A 16,084-nucleotide genomic window follows, 5' to 3' on the forward strand; every position below is an offset into this window, starting at 1 on the left:
GAGCAGTGTTCTGAAGTCTAGTTAATGATTCTAAAGCTGATTTAGAATAGCTTCATGAACCCGGTGCATTTGGAAACTTTGCTGGTGATTTTAGAAGAGGGCAGCTTTGAAGTTGCGGCCGCAGTGTTGGGAATCACTCCTTCGGCGGTTAGTCAGCGCATCAAGGCGCTTGAGCAGAAGACGGGCCGTATTCTTCTGCATCGCTCCACGCCTGTTACGGCAACCGAGGCGGGGGAGATTTTGCTGCAGTCGGCCCGGCGCATGGCGTTGTTGCAGGCGGAGACAGACGCCCGTCTGCAGGCCCGGCTAGCTCGCGTGCCGCTTACCGTAGCGGTCAATTCTGATTCCTTGGCCACGTGGTTCAAGCAGGTGGTGCGCGACGTCGCCAAGCGCGGCGAGGTGGCGCTGCGCATCCGCATTGAAGATGAAGCGCGCAGCCTGGCCATGCTGCATCGCGGCGACGTGCTGGGTGCGATCACCCGCGAGCATGCGCCGGTCTCCGGCTGCGAGTCGACCTACTTGGGTTCGCTGCGTTATTTCGCGGTGGCGGCCCCGAACCTGGCTGAAGGGTTTGAGTCATGGGAGACAATGCCGCTGGTGGGATATGGCCCCAATGATCAGATTTTGGACGATGCGATGCGGGAGCGATTTATTGATTCGCATGTCATCCGCGCGGGTCTCACAGATTCCTTCTTCCGAGGGCTATCTCGACGCTGTGCGTTACGGCTTGGGGTGGGGCCTAGTCAGTGAGCTGCAGGCGCGGCCGCTTATCGACGCCGGGGAGCTAAAGGTCTTGGATGATAAGCCGATGGACATCGATCTCTACTGGCAGCGCTGGCGCCTGGAGTCAGAGATGCTCGAGCATCTCACCGAGACAGTGATTGCTGCCTCTAGTGTTTTGCGGCAAGTTGGCGCTGGAAGGGCTCAGGATTCTTAATCTCCTCGCCAGCAGGGAGTGGTCCTGGAAGCTGGGTGCCTGCAGCAAAAGGCTGACCGCTAAATCGCCCGCGGTCATGTGGCTGCATGAGCCAGTCCATATTGGGGCCAACCGGGACAATCTTGGTGGGGTTGATCTCGGTGTGGACCATGAAATAGTGCTGCTTGATCTCAGTGAAGTCGGTGGTATCACCGAAGCCCGGAAGCTGGAAGAGCTCCTGCAGGTAGCCGCGGATGTTGGGCATTTCCGCCATCTTGGCCCGCGAGCACTTGAAATGGGAGTAGTAGACGGGATCAAATCGGATCAGCGTGACGAAAAGGCGGATATCGGTCTCGGTGATGTGGTCACCGACCATGTAACGCTGGGTGCCCAAGCGCTTTTCAACCCAATCGAGCGCCTCCCAGAGGTCTGCGTATGTCTTTTCGTAGGCATCCTGGGAGCTGGCGAAACCGCAACGGTACACGCCGTTGTTGATGTTGTGGAAGATATAGTCGTTTAGCTCTTCAATTTCGGCAGCGTGCTCGTCAGGGTAAAGATTCGGCGCACTGGCGCGCTGGAATGGCATCCACTCCTTGATGAAGTCGCGCACCATGGAAGAATAGTCATTGGTGACTACGCGCTTCGTTGACTCTTCGACGAGCGCAGGGACCGTGATTCCACGTGGGTAGTCGGGGTAGCGGTTGAAGTATGCCTCCTGAAGGCGCGCGATGCCGAGGACCGGATCTACTTCGCCCGGATCAAGGTCGAAGGTCCAGGAGCGGATGTCATGGGTGGGGCCGGCCAGGCCCAAGGAGATGGCGTCTTCCAGCCCCATGAGGCGGCGGGTGATAACGGCGCGGTGTGCCCATGGGCAGGCGCGGGCGGCAATCAGGCGGTATCGTCCGGACTCTAGTGGCCAGCGGAAGGTGCCGTTTTCTTGGGCGGTCACCTCGCTTACCCGGCCGGAGATCCTGTCTTCGATGTAGTTGGTATCGCGGATAAATTCGCCGTCGGGTGAGGCATTTTTAGCGTCGCCGGCCCAGTCGGCTTTTGAATTGGTGCTCATTTCGAGTGGCCCTCCAGTGGTCTGCGCAGTTTTGTATACGTGTCAACAAAGTTTATTTCTCGATGGTACATCCTTTAAATGGAAGTGGCCAAGGCGTCGATAAAAATCTATGGCTAGCCCGCGCCGCGCCGTGTGATGTGCAACATTTGCGCTGGGTGCTGCCCTAAGTTTGAAGTATGAGCGATAAGAACGTACCCGATAAAGCAACGAGCTTCGACGACGATCTCGATATCCCGACCTATAACGCCGACGCGAAGGCTGAAGAAAAGCCCACCCGGTCCCGCTTGTTTAAGCGTGCCGGCCGCGCTGAGCCGCAGGAAATTAAGCCGAATGCGCAGACTGTGCCAGAGACGGCCCTCGGGGAGGAAGAGGCTGAGGAAGAGGCTACTGAAACCCGGCAGTTTGAGACGCTGCGTGCGGAGGACCCAAAGACGGAGAAGGTGGAGAAGGTAGAAGAGGTGCCGGAACCTGTCTACGGTGACGAGGACTTTGCTACCGCTGCGATGCCGACTAGCGCGGCTGACCTCGATGAGGATGAAGAATCGGTGGATGAGACTGCTGTCGAGACCAACGAAGACGAGCAGGTACGCCGTGATGGCTACCGCGAGTATGGTCGCCGCGGAACCATTGACTTTGGTCTGCTTTTCGTGCGTATCGCGCTGAGCGCTTACTTGCTTATCGCCGGTGCAACCACCTTCTTCAAGCTCGGTGGCGGCGAAGGGCTTTCCGGCCTGGAAACGGACTTTGCTGATTACGCTTTCGCATCCCCGCTGGCTATCGCGGTTCCGACGATGCAGCTTATCGCTGGCGCCTTCTTGCTGCTCGGCCTAGTGACTCCTTTTGCGGCAATGATTGGCCTCGTCGTTACCGGCTTTATGGCGCTGCACGAGCTGGCCGCCTCCGGTGCTGGCCTGGACATTTTCAACTGGCCGGATTCCGTCTGGCTGTCGCTGGTGCTGTTCGTTATTGCGGTGGCACTGCAGTTTACTGGCCCGGGCTTTATCTCCTTCGACGCAAAACGTTCTTGGGCGCGTCGCCCACTAGCTACCTCGTGGATCTTCGTGGTCATCGGCATCGCCGTGCTGGTAGCGCTGTGGTGGTTCGGCGCCGCCGTTAATCCGCTGGCCTAAATCGCTCTTTAGTTTAGGAATCCGCTGGCTCGCATTGGGCTGGCGGATTTTTTTAGATCCCCTTGATTTCCATAGTGGAAAGTGTCATAGTTTCTTATATGGAAAACAAGCAGAACTCCGATGACGTTCTCGAAGCTTTGAACTTCGAGACGCAGGTAAACGCGCGGGCGAGCCGCAAACAAACTTTTCTATATTTTCTGATTGCGATTTTTGGAGCCGGTTCGATCGTCGCGATGAATCTTCTCCCCAAAGGAGCGCCCTTGGCAGCCTTTTTAGTGGTCTTTTTGGTTGTAATATGCGCCATTGCGATTGTTGTGGAGCGTAAAAAGAAGACGCGCCCCGCTCTGCGCCAAGATCCCCTCAACCAGCCCAAGGCGGATAGGCGCTATATGTTGGGCGTGTTCATTATGCTAAGCCCGATGCTTTTCAACCCGTTCATTAAGGGCAATGTCGTTGCGGTGGTCGTTGTGGCCGCGGCCTGGGCGTGCGGAGCTTTTTGGGCACTGCAAAGCGGTGCGCTGGATTTGCAGAAGCGAGCAGTGGGCAATGCCTGAGCTTCATCCGGTGATTCACCCGATTAACCGCTTCAAAATTTGCGCCACGCTCAATGCTTATGGCGCGGCGGATGTCACGATGCGCATGGAGATGCGCTTTTCCTCTCTGCGTGATGAGACGGGGCTTTCCGACGCCACGCTGTCCAAGCAGTTGAATACGCTAGAGGAGGCAGGGTTGGTCAGCCGCTTTAGAGAATATGGTTCCTCACGGTCGAAGGACACCGTGTGGGTGATGCTGACTGCCGAAGGCCGTGAGGCCTTTGCAAATCATTTGGCGGCTCTGCGCGAGATGGCAGGCGAGGCCGCAACGTAGCGCAGGCAGTAGGCAAAGAGCGCTACTGCGATGAAGGTGAGCCAGACGAAGTCGTCGACCAAGAACTTCTGATAGTAGGGCTGGCTGTGAACGTCGATGGAATCGCCGAACCACCATTTCGGCGGGACGGATACAACCATGGCGATCCACGCCGTCATTACTGCGAGGAGAAAGCCCGCAACCCAGGTGTGGTTGCGCCAAGTCCATGCGCGGTAGGTAAAGACCGGGATGATAAGCGCCAGCCAGACCCAGTGGTGTGACCACGAGACGGGGGAAATCAGCAGCATGACGAGGGCGGTGACCAACTGGGCGTCGACAAGCATGTTGCGTTTCAAAAGAGCCAGGATAAGGCGTGAGCCAATCACAACTACCGCGAGGGAGCCGACCAACCAGATGAGATTGATCAGGGTGCTGTTGTTTTCCATTGCTTCCGTGGAAGTATAAAGGCGCTGGACCACCGCCTTGAGCGAGCTATTGGACTGATAATCCGTGGCCACGCCGAAATCCGCGCCGGAGCCCATGTCGAGCAGCTTTGAGGTGAAAAACTCCTCGAAGGCCTGCCAGCGCACTGCGCCGGCGATGAGGGTGGCCGCGGTTGCTGTGCCGATCGCAACGAAGATCGGCTTCAGTTCTTTGCGCAGCAAGAAATAAAGGAGCATCGCCAGCGGGGTAATCTTGATGGCGGCAGCCAATCCGATGAGGATGCCCTGCGGCAGAAAACGCTTACGGGGTACCAGATCGAGGACAACCAATGCCATCACCACGATGTTGACCTGGGCAAAGCCATTGTTGAGGCGAATCGGCTCAAATGCCAGGGCAGTCGCCCAACACAGCGCAACGACGGGAAGCAACAGGTCTTGACGCTTTAAAATCGCGCGGAATACAAAATAGAGGCAGACCAGAAGCAGCAGGTCTGACAGGACGTTCATGATGTCGCCGGCTAGATCGTGGGTGATCCAGTCGGGCGCAGTAAGCGGTACCATCGCGAGCGCGCCGAAAGGTGGGTAGATAAAAGGCAGCGCAATATCACCGGCCATCATTGGCTCGGAGTAAAGCGAACGTCCCTCGATGTATGCCTTGACGCCTTCGCGGTAGATCACCATGTCGATGGGGAAGTCGGTCATACGCGTGTGCATGACCATTCCAATGGTTCCGGCAATTAGTCCAAAGAGGGTCAGCGCCCATTTGGCCGCCGATGCAGTCGTAGTATTCGCGGATTTCATCGGAATCCACAATAGGACACTTTCGCCCATGCGCTGCGTAGGACGTGGCGCATGGGCGAAGTTAGTGTGATGATTTGGGCTAATTCACGTGTCCATCGACCACGCGGACTGCGCCGCGGTCGGCCGAGGTGGCCATCGCCGCGTAGGCGCGCAGTGCCTTGGTGACGGGGCGATTGCGGGAGATAGGCGTCCAGGGCTTTTCGCGGGACAGCTGCGCTTGGCGACGGCGCTCAATTTCCGCCTCATCAATGTCCAGGGTGAGCTTGCGCGCGTGGACGTCGATGGAAATCTGATCGCCATCTTCGACCAAGCCGATGAGTCCACCGTGCGCGGCCTCCGGGGAGATGTGCCCGATGGAGAGTCCGGAGGTGCCGCCAGAAAAACGACCGTCGGTAATCAGCGCGCATGCCTTGCCGAGACCCGAGCCCTTGAGGAAGGACGTTGGGTGCAGCATCTCCTGCATGCCGGGGCCGCCGGCCGGGCCCTCGTAACGGATGACGATGACGTCGCCCGCCTGCACCTCGCGCTTCAAGATGATGGAGACGGCCTCCTCCTGGGACTCCACCACGCGGGCCGGGCCGGAGAACTTCCACAGCTCTTCCTCGACACCAGCAGCTTTGACGATGGCGCCATTCGGAGCGAGGTTGCCGCGTAGGACCACGAGGCCGCCGTCGGAGGAGTAAGCGTGCTCTGCATCATGGACGCAGCCATTGGCTTGGTCGGTATCCAGCGACTCCCAGCGGTTGGATTGGGAGAAAGGCTGGGTGGTGCGCACGCCACCCGGTGCGGCGTAGAAGAGCTCGCGGGCCTTGTCCAGAGCCTTGTCGTTACGGATGTCCCAGTCGTCCAACCACTGTTCAGCGTTGTCGTAGAGCGCGGTGTGGACCTTGAGGTTCAAGTGGCCAGCGCGACGCAGCTCACCAAGGATGGCGGGGATGCCGCCGGCGCGGTGTACGTCCTCGATGTGGTAGGTGCCGTTAGGCGCGACCTTGGACAGGCACGGTACGCGGTAGGAGATCTCGTTGATGTCCTCCAAAGTGAAGTCCACCTCGCCCTCCTGCGCTGCGGCCAAGGTGTGGAGGATGGTGTTGGTGGACCCGCCCATGGCCATGTCGAGTGCCATGGCGTTGCTAAAGGCTTCCTTCGTTGCGATGGCGCGCGGCAGCACGGAATCGTCCTCTTCACCGTAATAGCGGTGACACATGTCGACGATGGTGGTGCCTGCCTTTGTAAAGAGCTCCTTGCGCGCGGTGTGGGTTGCCAGAGTGGTGCCATTTCCGGGCAACGCGAGACCCAAAGCCTCGGTAAGGCAATTCATCGAGTTGGCGGTGAACATGCCAGAGCACGAGCCGCACGTCGGGCACGCGGATTCCTCGATGGTACGTAGGTCGGAGTCTGATACTGCCTCGGATGCCGAGGCGGTGATGGCGGTGATGAGATCCGTCGGTGCGTGCGCAATGCCATCGACGACGACTGCTTTGCCTGCCTCCATCGGGCCACCGGAGACGAAGATGGTGGGGATATTGAGACGAAGCGCGGCATTGAGCATGCCCGGGGTGATTTTGTCGCAATTGGAGATGCATACCAAGGCGTCGGCAGTATGCGCGTTGGCCATGTACTCGATGGAATCGGAGATGATCTCGCGCGAAGGCAGGGAGTAGAGCATGCCTCCGTGGCCCATGGCGATGCCGTCATCAACTGCGATGGTGTTGAATTCCTTGGGCACGCCACCAGTGGCGCGGATTGCATCCGCTACGATGTCGCCGACGTTTTTAAGGTGAACGTGTCCGGGCACAAACTGTGTATAGGAGTTTGCGATCGCCACGATGGGTTTGCCGAACTCATGTTCTTGGGTGCCGGTTGCGCGCCAGAGCGCTCTGGCGCCAGAGGCTTGCCTGCCTACGGTTGTAACTTTAGAGCGCAGCGGATACATGGGGAGTGGGTCATCCTTACTTAATTAGTGCGACCAGCGTCTTTCTTGAGCTCCGGGTGCTTTGCTAGATGGCGGGCATACTCTTCTTTGCTCATCAAGACTTGTTGGCCGTCGCGGTGGACTACCACGACTTTCTCGTCGGCCGCCTCGCGCCCGGCAGTCAGGGCGTCGGGAATGCGGCCACGCGAGGCCTTAGAAAGCTCAGGTAGAGAATTGAAGGTTATGCCGGGAAGGGAGTGCTGCTTGCCCGACTTCGTGCGCGCAAAGGCGCGTGCACGCTGGAAGCCGATACCAGAGAACTCTTCCCAGGGGATGGTCTTGGAGCCTTTGAACGCGTAGCTAATGGCGATGCCTTTTTCGCTCACGCGGGTGCGAGACTTGAGAACCCACCAGATTCCGAGGATGGGGATGATGAGCAGCCATCCCAGGTATTTTGGGGCCCAACCGATGCTGAGCAGAGCGATGGCGGAGAGGAAGATAATTCCTAAGATGTGGTCGCGGGCGGGTGTGAATACCTTTGCCTGGGCATGGGTGGCCTGGGCGTCCGCGGTAGATGCGGAGTCAGCTTTCCGTGGGTGAGATGGCGTCATAGCTGCCTATGCTAATTCACATGGACAGCGCTGTGTAAACCGCCTCACCAGAAAAATCCCAACTTATGGGACGCACATCCCAAAAATGGGGGTATCTGCCGCATCCTGAATACCTGTATGTGTATAGTAATTGCCATGATCATTATTCGACTTCAGCTAGTAGTACCGGCGCGGCGTTTGTCGCATCGAGTCGCCGAGCAACTTCTTTAGCGACGTCGAAAAGCAAACGCCCTCGTCAACTACCTACCAGGCAGTTGGAACGAGGGCTTTTGTTATTTCTGGTCAGCTTGTAAGCCTCGCCGCCGCACCCTGGGCGCCGAAAGCTTACGGACTCCTCGCCACCCATTGGGGAGAAAACGCAAAGTAAATACCGAGACCAAGTAAAAGGAGCGCTTTAGAAGTGGCGACTACAAAAATGCCGACACCGGCAACGGTAGCTTCTGCAATGCAGGGGAAGCCGGAAACGCTAAGCGGCGCTGAGACCATTGTTCGGACCCTAGAGGATCTTGGTACTGAGATCGTTTTTGGCATCCCAGGCGGCGCAGTTCTGCCACTCTACGATGCGTTGAACCGTTCTGCGAAGCTGCGGCACGTGCTCACGCGTCATGAACAGGGTGCGGGTCATGCCGCTGAGGGATACGCGCAAGCTTCAGGGAAGGTGGGCGTCATGATCGCAACCTCTGGCCCTGGGGCGACCAACTTGGTGACGCCGCTTGCCGACGCCAACCTTGACTCCGTGCCGGTGGTGGCCATTACGGGGCAGGTGGGCACTGGGCTCCTTGGCACCGACGCCTTTCAGGAAGCGGATATCAGGGGCGTGACGATGCCGATTACCAAGCACAACTTCATCGTCACCGATCCGCAGGAGATCCCCACTGCCATTGCTGCGGCCTTTCATTTGGCGTCCACAGGTCGGCCTGGTCCGGTGCTGGTTGATATCCCTAAGGACGTGCAAAATGCGCGGGTGGCGTACAAGTTTCCGCCGGAAATTGATCTGCCAGGATACAAGCCCAACACCATTCCACACCCGCGGCAGATTGCGCAGGCCGCCCAGCTGATTGCTTCGGCGAAGGCGCCGGTGCTGTACGTCGGCGGTGGCGTAATCAAGGCTAATGCTGCGCAGGAGCTAAGGGAGTTTGCGGAGCTTACTGGTATCCCCGTGGTTACTACCCTCATGGCCTTGGGAGCATTCCCGTCTACACATCCGCAATTTTTCGGTATGCCCGGTATGCACGGAACTGTATCTGCGGTTGCCGCCCTGCAACGAGCGGATCTTCTGATAGCGGTCGGTGCGCGCTTTGATGATCGAGTTACGGGAGAAGTGGCAACCTTTGCTCCGCGTGCGCAGGTGATCCACGCTGATATTGATCCAGCCGAAATAGGCAAGATTCGTGCGGCCGAGGTACCCATCGTTGGCGATGCCAAAGGGGTGCTGATCCAGTTGCGGAAGGCTTTCGTTCGGGACGATCAATTAGCCGTGCCCGAGATTGGGGAGTGGATGACCTATCTGGTGGGGCTGCGAGAGCAATTCCCGCGTGGCTACGAGCCGACCCCGGATGGGTTGATGAATCCGCAATATGTGATTGAGCAACTCAGCGAGCTTGTTGGACCTGAAGCCATTTACTGCTCGGGAGTTGGTCAGCATCAGATGTGGTCGGCTCAGTTTATTGACTTTGAGCATCCGCGCACGTGGCTGAATTCTGGTGGCGCGGGAACGATGGGCTATTCCGTCCCTGCGGCGTTGGGGGCAAAGGCTGCCTGTCCAGATAAAGAGGTGTGGGCAATTGATGGTGATGGATGCTTTCAGATGACCAACCAGGAATTGGTCACTGCCGCCATCGAGGGGCTGCCGTTTAAGGTGGCCGTCATTAACAACGGCAACCTGGGTATGGTGCGCCAATGGTAGACCCTTTTCTATGACCGGAACTACTCGCACACCAAGCTGCGCGAGCCTGACGAGTATCTGCCGGATTTTGTCCAACTGGCCAAGGCTCTTGGATGCGAAGCGATTCGGGTGACCACTCCGGAAGAGATGGCACCTGCCATACGCAGGGCGCGGGAGATAACTGACCGGCCGGTGGTCATCGACTTCATCGTGGGGCACGATGCGCAAGTGTGGCCCATGATTGGCGGTGGCGCATCCAATGAACAAATTGAATACGCGCGGGGACTGCGCCCATTGTTTGAGAAAGCCGGGGAAGAAAAGTGAGTCAGGTAGCAACGAATGAAGTTACTCGCCATACCCTGTCGGTATTGGTCAGGACATTGAGGGAATAGTCTCGCGCGTGACCGGTATGTTCACCAGGCGCGGCTACAGCTTAGTGTCCCTCGTCTCGGCGCGCACCGAAGTGGAGGGGATAAACCGGCTTACCATCGTGGTTGATGCCTGCGACGTCGTTATCGAGCAGGTGACCAAGCAGCTGAATAAGATCGTGCCGGTTCTCAAGGTAGTGGAGCTGGAAGAAGAGGCAAGCATCGCCCGCGCGATCATGCTGGTGAAGGTCAATGCTGACAACACGAACCGCCCGCAGGTTGTGGATGCGGTGAATATTTTTAGGGCCCGCATAGTCGACGTCGCGCAAGAGTCGGTTGTCATCGAGGCAACCGGTACGCCAGGTAAGCTACGAGCATTGCTCGACGTCTTGGAGCCGTTTGGCATCCGGGAACTAGCGCAGTCTGGTCACGTGGCGCTGGGGCGCGGGCCTAAGACTCTAGCCCCTTCCAATTAAGAATCTCACAACACGAACATTCAATCTCACAGTGTGGTACAAGTGGACTTAGGTTCCACACCCACCATTGACACAGTAAGGAATTAAAGAAATGGCAATCGAGACTTTTTACGAAGCCGACGCTGACCTGTCCATTATCCAGAATCGAAAAGTTGCCGTCATTGGTTATGGCTCTCAAGGCCATGCGCATGCGCAGAACCTGCGCGACTCCGGCGTGGAGGTTGCTATCGGCCTGCGCGGGGAGTCTGCATCCCGAGAGCAGGCAGAAGAAGCTGGCTTCCAGGTTATGAGTAACGCTGAGGCTGCGCAGTGGGCCGACATCGTCATGCTGCTTGCTCCGGATACCTCGCAAGCGCAGATTTTTGCCGAGGATATTGCACCCAACCTGGAGCCTGGCAACGCGATCTTCTTCGGCCACGGACTCAATATTCACTTCGGTCTCATCAAGCCGGATGCGTCCATCACGGTCGGCATGGTTGCGCCGAAAGGGCCGGGTCATCTGGTGCGCCGCCAGTTTATCGACGGCAAGGGCGTGCCTTGCTTGATTGCAACGCAGCAGGACCCGCGTGGGGAAGGCCGCGATCTGACGCTTTCCTACGCTGCCGCTATTGGTGGTGCTCGTGCCGGCGTCATTCCAACGACGTTTAAGGCAGAGACCGAAACCGATCTCTTCGGCGAGCAGGCGGTTCTGTGTGGCTCCCTCGAGCAGTTAATTATGTATGGCTTCGAGACGCTGACTGAGGCGGGCTACGAGCCGGAAATGGCTTACTTTGAAGTCTTGCACGAGATCAAGCTCATCGTGGACCTCATTTACGAAGGTGGCCTGAGCGCCATGAATCACTCTATTTCTGATACGGCCGAGTTTGGCGGTTACCTGGCGGGTCCTCGCATCATCGACGCTTCCGTGAAGGCGCGCATGAAGGATGTGCTGACTGACATTCAGAACGGCACCTTTGTGCGACGCTTGGTCGCGAACGTTGAAGGCGGCAACAAGGAACTGGAAGATATGCGTGCCAAGGTTGCCCAGCACCCGGTGGAGGAGACCGGCGTGAAGCTGCGTGAGCTCATGAGCTGGGTGCAGACGCCGACGCAGAGCGGGTTCTAGAACACCATCGGTGTGGCTTTGATGTCTGAATGATTGCGAATATGTGAGATATATTTCTGGACGGGCAATGCCGTGTGAGCGAGGGTACTGTCAAAGTTATGGGTTTTACGACGCCAAGCTACGACCTCAACGACCTCTTCGCACGCATTGACCGCGGCGATATTCAGCTTCCGGACTTTCAGCGCTCATATTCCTGGGACGAGGATCGCATCCGTTCCCTCATCGTCACGGTGTTACGTGGATATCCCATAGGCGCGCTCATGGCGCTGGATACGCGCAACGAAACGATGCGCTTCCAGCCCCGGGCGCTTGCGGGCGCTCCCGATACCGGCGTCAACCCGGGACTTTTATTGTTGGATGGTCAACAGCGTCTGACCACGCTCTATCATTGCTTCCGCGGCAACGGCTCGGTTGCCACTACCGACTTCCGTTCGAAGAAGGTAACCCGCACCTTCTACTTGGACTTGCGCAAGGCCATCTCGCATGAAGTTATGCCGGATGAAGCGGTCTTCGCCGTCGATGAGCGCGGTGAGGTTTGCTCCCACTTTGCGCCGGCTATCGAAGGCGCCATCGTGGACCGTGAATCTGCGCTAGGTGCTTGCTGCATTCCGGTATCGGCGCTGCTGAGCGAAGAGGGCACCAGCATGCTCTTCGAGCTGGCTGCAGTCGGCGACGGCATCAACCGAGAGGTTGTCGCGGCCTTTAACAACCGCATCCTGCGTCCGCTTTCTGGCTATAACGTTCCGATGATTCGTCTTTCCCGCGAGACAGCGCAGGCGGGCATCGGCTCAATCTTTGCGCAGGCAAACTCCGCTGGCCTACAGATGGACGTATTCGATTTGCTCACCGCAGTCTTTGCCTCTGAGGATCCAAAGTTCCATTTGGCGGATGATTGGGCGCTGGTCGAGGCCGATCTGCGCAAGTGCGCGGCGCTTGACGGAATCGGGCGCACAGAGTTCCTTTCTGCGGTCTCGCTATATGTTTCCGGGCAGAAGGGAGCAGCCGGCGGGCAGCGTGAGGATATCCTGCAGCTGTCACTGGACGAGTATAAGAATGCCTCGGCAACATTGCGCATCACCTTCCGCGAGGTCGCAGAGTTCTTGGCGGATCGCTGCATCTTGAGCCTGGAGCAGGTGCCTTATAACGAGCAGATCATTCCGTTGGCCGTAATTCTGGCTCGCTTGGCCGGTCGTCGTGGCGTCTTGGCGGATAAGAAGTCCTGGGACCGTTTAAACCGTTGGTTCTGGAGTGGCGTATTTGGTGAGCTTTATGGCTCCTCAGCAGTTATGCTGCGCGCGGCACGCGACGTCGACGAGGTCACCGCCTGGGTTGCTGGCGATACCGAGGAGATGCCGAAGACCGTGAAAGATGCTTCCTTCCGCGAGTCCCGCCTGCTTTCGGTGGGCGAGCACGACGGAGTCTGGCATGGTCTCTATGCACTGCTCATGGCTCGCGGTGCACGCGATTGGCGCACGGGTACCGAATTTAGCCGCAAGACTTTCGAGGAGCTGAAGCCGGGCTTTTATCCGGTCTTCCCGCTGAACTGGTGCAAGCGCCATGGGATCAGTGACGTTCTTGCTAACTCCGTTTTGAACCGCACACCGATGGGCAAGCGCACCGAGGTGGTCCTGGATGGCTATGCGCCGGAGCGCTACCTGCCGCGTGTACAGTCCAAGTCGATCATGGAAGATGCCGAGTTCGACGCCGTACTTTCCTCGCACGAGCTCAACATCGACCTTTTCCGTTCGACCAAGGCCGAGCAATTCTTCGTGGATCGACGTGAACGCTTCGTCGGCATCGTTGAATATGCGCTCGACAAGGAGGTAATCCGCGACGTTGATGAAGCCAACCTCTCTGGCGGCGAGGAAGGCCCGCGAGCTTTTGGGCGTTAAGAAGGTCCTCGCGGCGTCGTTAACCGCGCTGATGCTTCCCACGCTTTATGCATGCTCTGACATCGGGCGTGGGGAAAAGCTTGTCACGCCTGCGTTGGCGAGAATGGCTGACGAGGACATCGATCTAACCCGCGCGCATGCGGAGAACACGAACCGACTTATCGACCCGAAGTTCGTCGACAAAGTGACGGTGGTCCAGGACGAATGGGGCATCGAATCAGCGCGACTTTTCTTTAATAAGTCGCATACCTTGTTCGTGGCGGAAAATTCCGACGCGGCAAAACTGCGTTCGGCTTCAATTGCCATCGCGCAACGTGCGCCGATGGTGGTCTACGACGATTCCAACCGCAGCGAGATTCTACGCTTGGTTGACGACATCGGAGCTGGGCTCGTGGTTACGGTGGGTGATGTTCCCTTCGCCGATACTTTCCATCCGGGCCATGAGCACGAGCATCAATTTGTCCATGACCCGGGAAACACTAAGGCGCTGGGAGAATACACAGCCTATTCATTTACCTCGAAGGTGATCGCGGATCCTGCACGCATGGTCGAGGAAGTAGCGAGACTGGATGCAAACGACCGCTTCGAGTTGAAGGCGGCATGGCAGCCGCTGCCGCAGGAGATTACCCACGAGAAGATGCCGGCTATTCCTGGCCAGACCCGCAGGGACGGGCAGATGGCGCCGAACATCGTTGCCACGGCGCAGACTCCGCTGGTCAATGTTGCCAACGCCAACGCATATGGCGGCAGCATTCTGCTGATGCCGGACCCGGATCCCACGGCAACCAAGGTAGGTGCGGCCATGGTTATCGGTCTCGAAAACGGGCCGGTAGTGGCCCTCGGCCCCGAATTCGGTCAACCGAAAGAATTTAGCGAGAAAATCGCTCAAGGCTGGCAAGAATAAACTACACTTCCTTGCAACATGCGCATGGTTCATGCGTTTGCCCAACACAGCCTAACTAAGGAAGTCATGTCGAAGCCGGTCGTATTAATCGCCGATAAGCTTGCCCAGTCCACCGTCGTCGCATTGGGAGATGGGGTGGAAGTCCGCTGGGTCGATGGGCCAAACCGCGCCGATCTGCTCGCTGCAGTGCCGGATGCGGATGCCTTGCTCGTGCGTTCTGCCACGCAAGTCGACGCCGAGGTGCTCGCCGCAGCTCGGCGCCTCAAGATTGTCGGGCGTGCGGGCGTGGGGCTCGACAACGTTGATATCCCTGCTGCCACCGAGCGTGGCGTCATGGTGGTTAACGCACCAACCAGCAATATTCACAGCGCCTGCGAGCAGGCGATTGCCCTGCTGCTTGCTACCGCCCGGCAAATTCCTGCAGCCGATAAGTCCTTGCGTGACGGCGAGTGGAAGCGCTCCTCGTTCAAGGGCGTGGAAATCTACGGCAAGACCGTCGGAATCGTCGGCTTTGGCCACATTGGCCAACTGTTTGCCCAGCGCTTGAAGGCCTTTGAAACCACCATCATCGCCCATGATCCTTATGCCAATCCGGCACGCGCTGCCGCATTGGGTGTCGAACTCGTGGAACTTGAGGAGCTAATGCGCCGTGCTGACTTTGTCACCATTCACCTGCCTAAGACGAAAGAGACCGCGGGGATGTTCGACGCGGAGCTGCTTGCTAAGGCGAAGGAGGGCCAAATCCTTATTAACGCCGCACGCGGTGGTCTTGTGGATGAGGCTGCGCTGGCGGAATCCATTAAGGCGGGCAGGCATAGGGGAGCAGGATTCGATGTATTCGAAACCGAGCCGTGCACCGATTCGCCATTATTTCAGCTGCCGCAGGTGACCGCTTCGCCGCACCTAGGCGCCTCGACGGTTGAGGCGCAAGACCGGGCGGGTACGGATGTGGCGGCCTCTGTGCTCAAGGCGCTTTCGGGCGAATTCGTTGCTGATGCCGTTAATGTGTCCGCGGGACACGTGGGCGAAGAAGTGGCCGGTTGGCTGGATCTCGCACGAAAGCTGGGGCTTACCGCAGGAAAGTTGCTGGGCCAGGCACCGGTTGCCATCGAGGTAGAGGCGCGCGGCGAACTCGCTAACGAGGACGTCTCGGCGCTGGGCCTTTCGGCTGTGCGCGGCATGTTCAGTGGCGTCGTCGACGAGCCTGTGACCTTTGTTAACGCCATGCAGATTGCACGTGCGCGCGGAGTCGAGGTGGACGTGCGGACCCAGGCTGAATCGAAGGGGCAGCGTTCCTCGCTCGTGGTGATGGTGATTGGCGCGGATGGCTCGACCTCCCAGCTGACCGGCGCCATCACGGGCATCGACGGCGTGGAGAAGATCATCCGCATCAATGCTCGTGGCGTTGACATGCGGGCAACGGGTCGCAACCTCTTCTTTAGCTATGATGACGCCCCCGGTGCGCTCGGCACGGTGGGCACCAAACTGGGGGCCGCCGGGATCAACATCGTGGCGGCTGCACTGACACAGGGCAAGACGCCAAGCGACGCCGTTCTCATTCTCCGCGTCGAGCAAGAGGTGCCAGACGAGATGGTTGAAGACATTAAGGCGGCGCTCGGTGCGGAGTGTGTGCAGCTGGATCTCGACGCTTAAAGAGGGAGGCGGAAATTCGAGAAATAGCGTTGAAGGGTCTGCTAACCTGATTCTCACATCCATTATGTGAGAAAGG

General features: G+C 58.3%; 11 protein-coding genes and 3 pseudogenes. 10 read left to right on the forward strand and 4 right to left on the reverse strand.

Features of this window, described 5'->3' with window-relative positions; genetic code table 11:
* Window positions 1-54 precede the first annotated feature (54 nt).
* Window positions 55-937 (forward strand): annotated as a pseudogene (locus HMPREF3155_RS06395) (LysR family transcriptional regulator ArgP).
* On the opposite strand, the gene HMPREF3155_RS06400 reads toward HMPREF3155_RS06395, so the two are convergent.
* Window positions 891-1,982 carry a glutathione S-transferase family protein gene (locus HMPREF3155_RS06400; protein ID WP_070432872.1) on the reverse strand — a complete coding sequence of 364 codons (1,092 nt, stop codon included), beginning with the start codon at window positions 1,980-1,982 and terminating at the stop codon, window positions 891-893. The pseudogene HMPREF3155_RS06395 and the gene HMPREF3155_RS06400 sit on opposite strands and share 47 nt — an antisense overlap.
* Window positions 1,983-2,158: 176 nt before the next feature.
* Here HMPREF3155_RS06400 and HMPREF3155_RS06405 point away from each other — a divergent pair, with 176 nt between their 5' ends.
* The 3 genes from HMPREF3155_RS06405 (at window position 2,159) to HMPREF3155_RS06415 (ending at window position 3,979) form a co-directional block, all read left to right on the forward strand.
* The gene (locus tag HMPREF3155_RS06405) at window positions 2,159-3,112 is read left to right on the forward strand and encodes a DoxX family protein (protein WP_070432873.1); all 954 of its coding nucleotides are present in this window, start codon (window positions 2,159-2,161) and stop codon (window positions 3,110-3,112) included.
* Window positions 3,113-3,210: 98 nt separating this feature from the next.
* Window positions 3,211-3,666: a hypothetical protein gene (locus HMPREF3155_RS06410; RefSeq protein WP_070432874.1), complete on the forward strand. Its 456-nt coding sequence runs from the start codon at window positions 3,211-3,213 to the stop codon at window positions 3,664-3,666.
* Window positions 3,659-3,979, forward strand: coding sequence for a transcriptional regulator (locus HMPREF3155_RS06415; protein ID WP_070432875.1), 321 nt, complete (start codon window positions 3,659-3,661; stop codon window positions 3,977-3,979). The genes HMPREF3155_RS06410 and HMPREF3155_RS06415 overlap by 8 nt, the downstream gene beginning before the upstream one ends.
* Here HMPREF3155_RS06415 and HMPREF3155_RS06420 read toward each other — a convergent pair.
* The 3 genes from HMPREF3155_RS06420 to HMPREF3155_RS06430 form a co-directional block, all read right to left on the reverse strand.
* Complete coding sequence (locus tag HMPREF3155_RS06420; protein ID WP_070432876.1) at window positions 3,934-5,202, reverse strand: glycosyltransferase family 87 protein; 1,269 nt, start codon at window positions 5,200-5,202, stop codon at window positions 3,934-3,936. The two genes, HMPREF3155_RS06415 and HMPREF3155_RS06420, sit on opposite strands and share 46 nt — an antisense overlap.
* Window positions 5,203-5,281: 79 nt before the next feature.
* The gene (gene ilvD / locus HMPREF3155_RS06425; protein WP_070432877.1) at window positions 5,282-7,135 is read right to left on the reverse strand and encodes a dihydroxy-acid dehydratase; all 1,854 of its coding nucleotides are present in this window, start codon (window positions 7,133-7,135) and stop codon (window positions 5,282-5,284) included.
* Between the two features lie 20 nt (window positions 7,136-7,155).
* Entirely contained in the window at window positions 7,156-7,725 is a 570-nt protein-coding gene (locus HMPREF3155_RS06430) for a PH domain-containing protein (RefSeq protein WP_070432878.1), read from the reverse strand.
* A 415-nt stretch (window positions 7,726-8,140) separates the two neighbouring features.
* Here HMPREF3155_RS06430 and HMPREF3155_RS06435 point away from each other — a divergent pair.
* The 6 genes and pseudogenes from HMPREF3155_RS06435 (at window position 8,141) to serA (ending at window position 16,008) form a co-directional block, all read left to right on the forward strand.
* Window positions 8,141-9,934, forward strand: a pseudogene (locus tag HMPREF3155_RS06435) (acetolactate synthase large subunit).
* Window positions 9,931-10,454, forward strand: a pseudogene (gene ilvN / locus HMPREF3155_RS06440) (acetolactate synthase small subunit). Before HMPREF3155_RS06435 ends, ilvN begins: the two co-directional pseudogenes overlap by 4 nt.
* Before the next feature lie 91 nt (window positions 10,455-10,545).
* A complete protein-coding gene (gene ilvC, locus HMPREF3155_RS06445; RefSeq protein ID WP_070432879.1) occupies window positions 10,546-11,559 on the forward strand; it encodes a ketol-acid reductoisomerase in 1,014 nt (337 codons plus the stop codon).
* Window positions 11,560-11,657: 98 nt separating this feature from the next.
* Window positions 11,658-13,451, forward strand: coding sequence for a GmrSD restriction endonuclease domain-containing protein (locus HMPREF3155_RS06450; protein ID WP_070432880.1), 1,794 nt, complete (start codon window positions 11,658-11,660; stop codon window positions 13,449-13,451).
* A complete protein-coding gene (locus tag HMPREF3155_RS06455; RefSeq protein WP_062035205.1) occupies window positions 13,399-14,355 on the forward strand; it encodes a hypothetical protein in 957 nt (318 codons plus the stop codon). The genes HMPREF3155_RS06450 and HMPREF3155_RS06455 overlap by 53 nt, the downstream gene beginning before the upstream one ends.
* 66 nt (window positions 14,356-14,421) lie before the next feature.
* A complete protein-coding gene (serA, locus tag HMPREF3155_RS06460; RefSeq protein ID WP_070432881.1) occupies window positions 14,422-16,008 on the forward strand; it encodes a phosphoglycerate dehydrogenase in 1,587 nt (528 codons plus the stop codon).
* Window positions 16,009-16,084 lie beyond the last annotated feature (76 nt).

It is taken from the genome of Corynebacterium sp. HMSC06D04 (genome assembly GCF_001807315.1).
In the GTDB taxonomy this organism is placed as follows: domain Bacteria; phylum Actinomycetota; class Actinomycetes; order Mycobacteriales; family Mycobacteriaceae; genus Corynebacterium; species Corynebacterium simulans.

Coding starts and splice junctions, on each gene's coding strand:
- HMPREF3155_RS06400 (WP_070432872.1), bottom strand. CDS start 1,982: ATGAGCACCAATTCAAAAGCCGACTGGGCCGGCGACGCTAAAAATGCC.
- HMPREF3155_RS06405 (WP_070432873.1), top strand. CDS start 2,159: ATGAGCGATAAGAACGTACCCGATAAAGCAACGAGCTTCGACGACGAT.
- HMPREF3155_RS06410 (WP_070432874.1), top strand. CDS start 3,211: ATGGAAAACAAGCAGAACTCCGATGACGTTCTCGAAGCTTTGAACTTC.
- HMPREF3155_RS06415 (WP_070432875.1), top strand. CDS start 3,659: ATGCCTGAGCTTCATCCGGTGATTCACCCGATTAACCGCTTCAAAATT.
- HMPREF3155_RS06420 (WP_070432876.1), bottom strand. CDS start 5,202: ATGAAATCCGCGAATACTACGACTGCATCGGCGGCCAAATGGGCGCTG.
- ilvD (WP_070432877.1), bottom strand. CDS start 7,135: ATGTATCCGCTGCGCTCTAAAGTTACAACCGTAGGCAGGCAAGCCTCT.
- HMPREF3155_RS06430 (WP_070432878.1), bottom strand. CDS start 7,725: ATGACGCCATCTCACCCACGGAAAGCTGACTCCGCATCTACCGCGGAC.
- ilvC (WP_070432879.1), top strand. CDS start 10,546: ATGGCAATCGAGACTTTTTACGAAGCCGACGCTGACCTGTCCATTATC.
- HMPREF3155_RS06450 (WP_070432880.1), top strand. CDS start 11,658: ATGGGTTTTACGACGCCAAGCTACGACCTCAACGACCTCTTCGCACGC.
- HMPREF3155_RS06455 (WP_062035205.1), top strand. CDS start 13,399: ATGAAGCCAACCTCTCTGGCGGCGAGGAAGGCCCGCGAGCTTTTGGGC.
- serA (WP_070432881.1), top strand. CDS start 14,422: ATGTCGAAGCCGGTCGTATTAATCGCCGATAAGCTTGCCCAGTCCACC.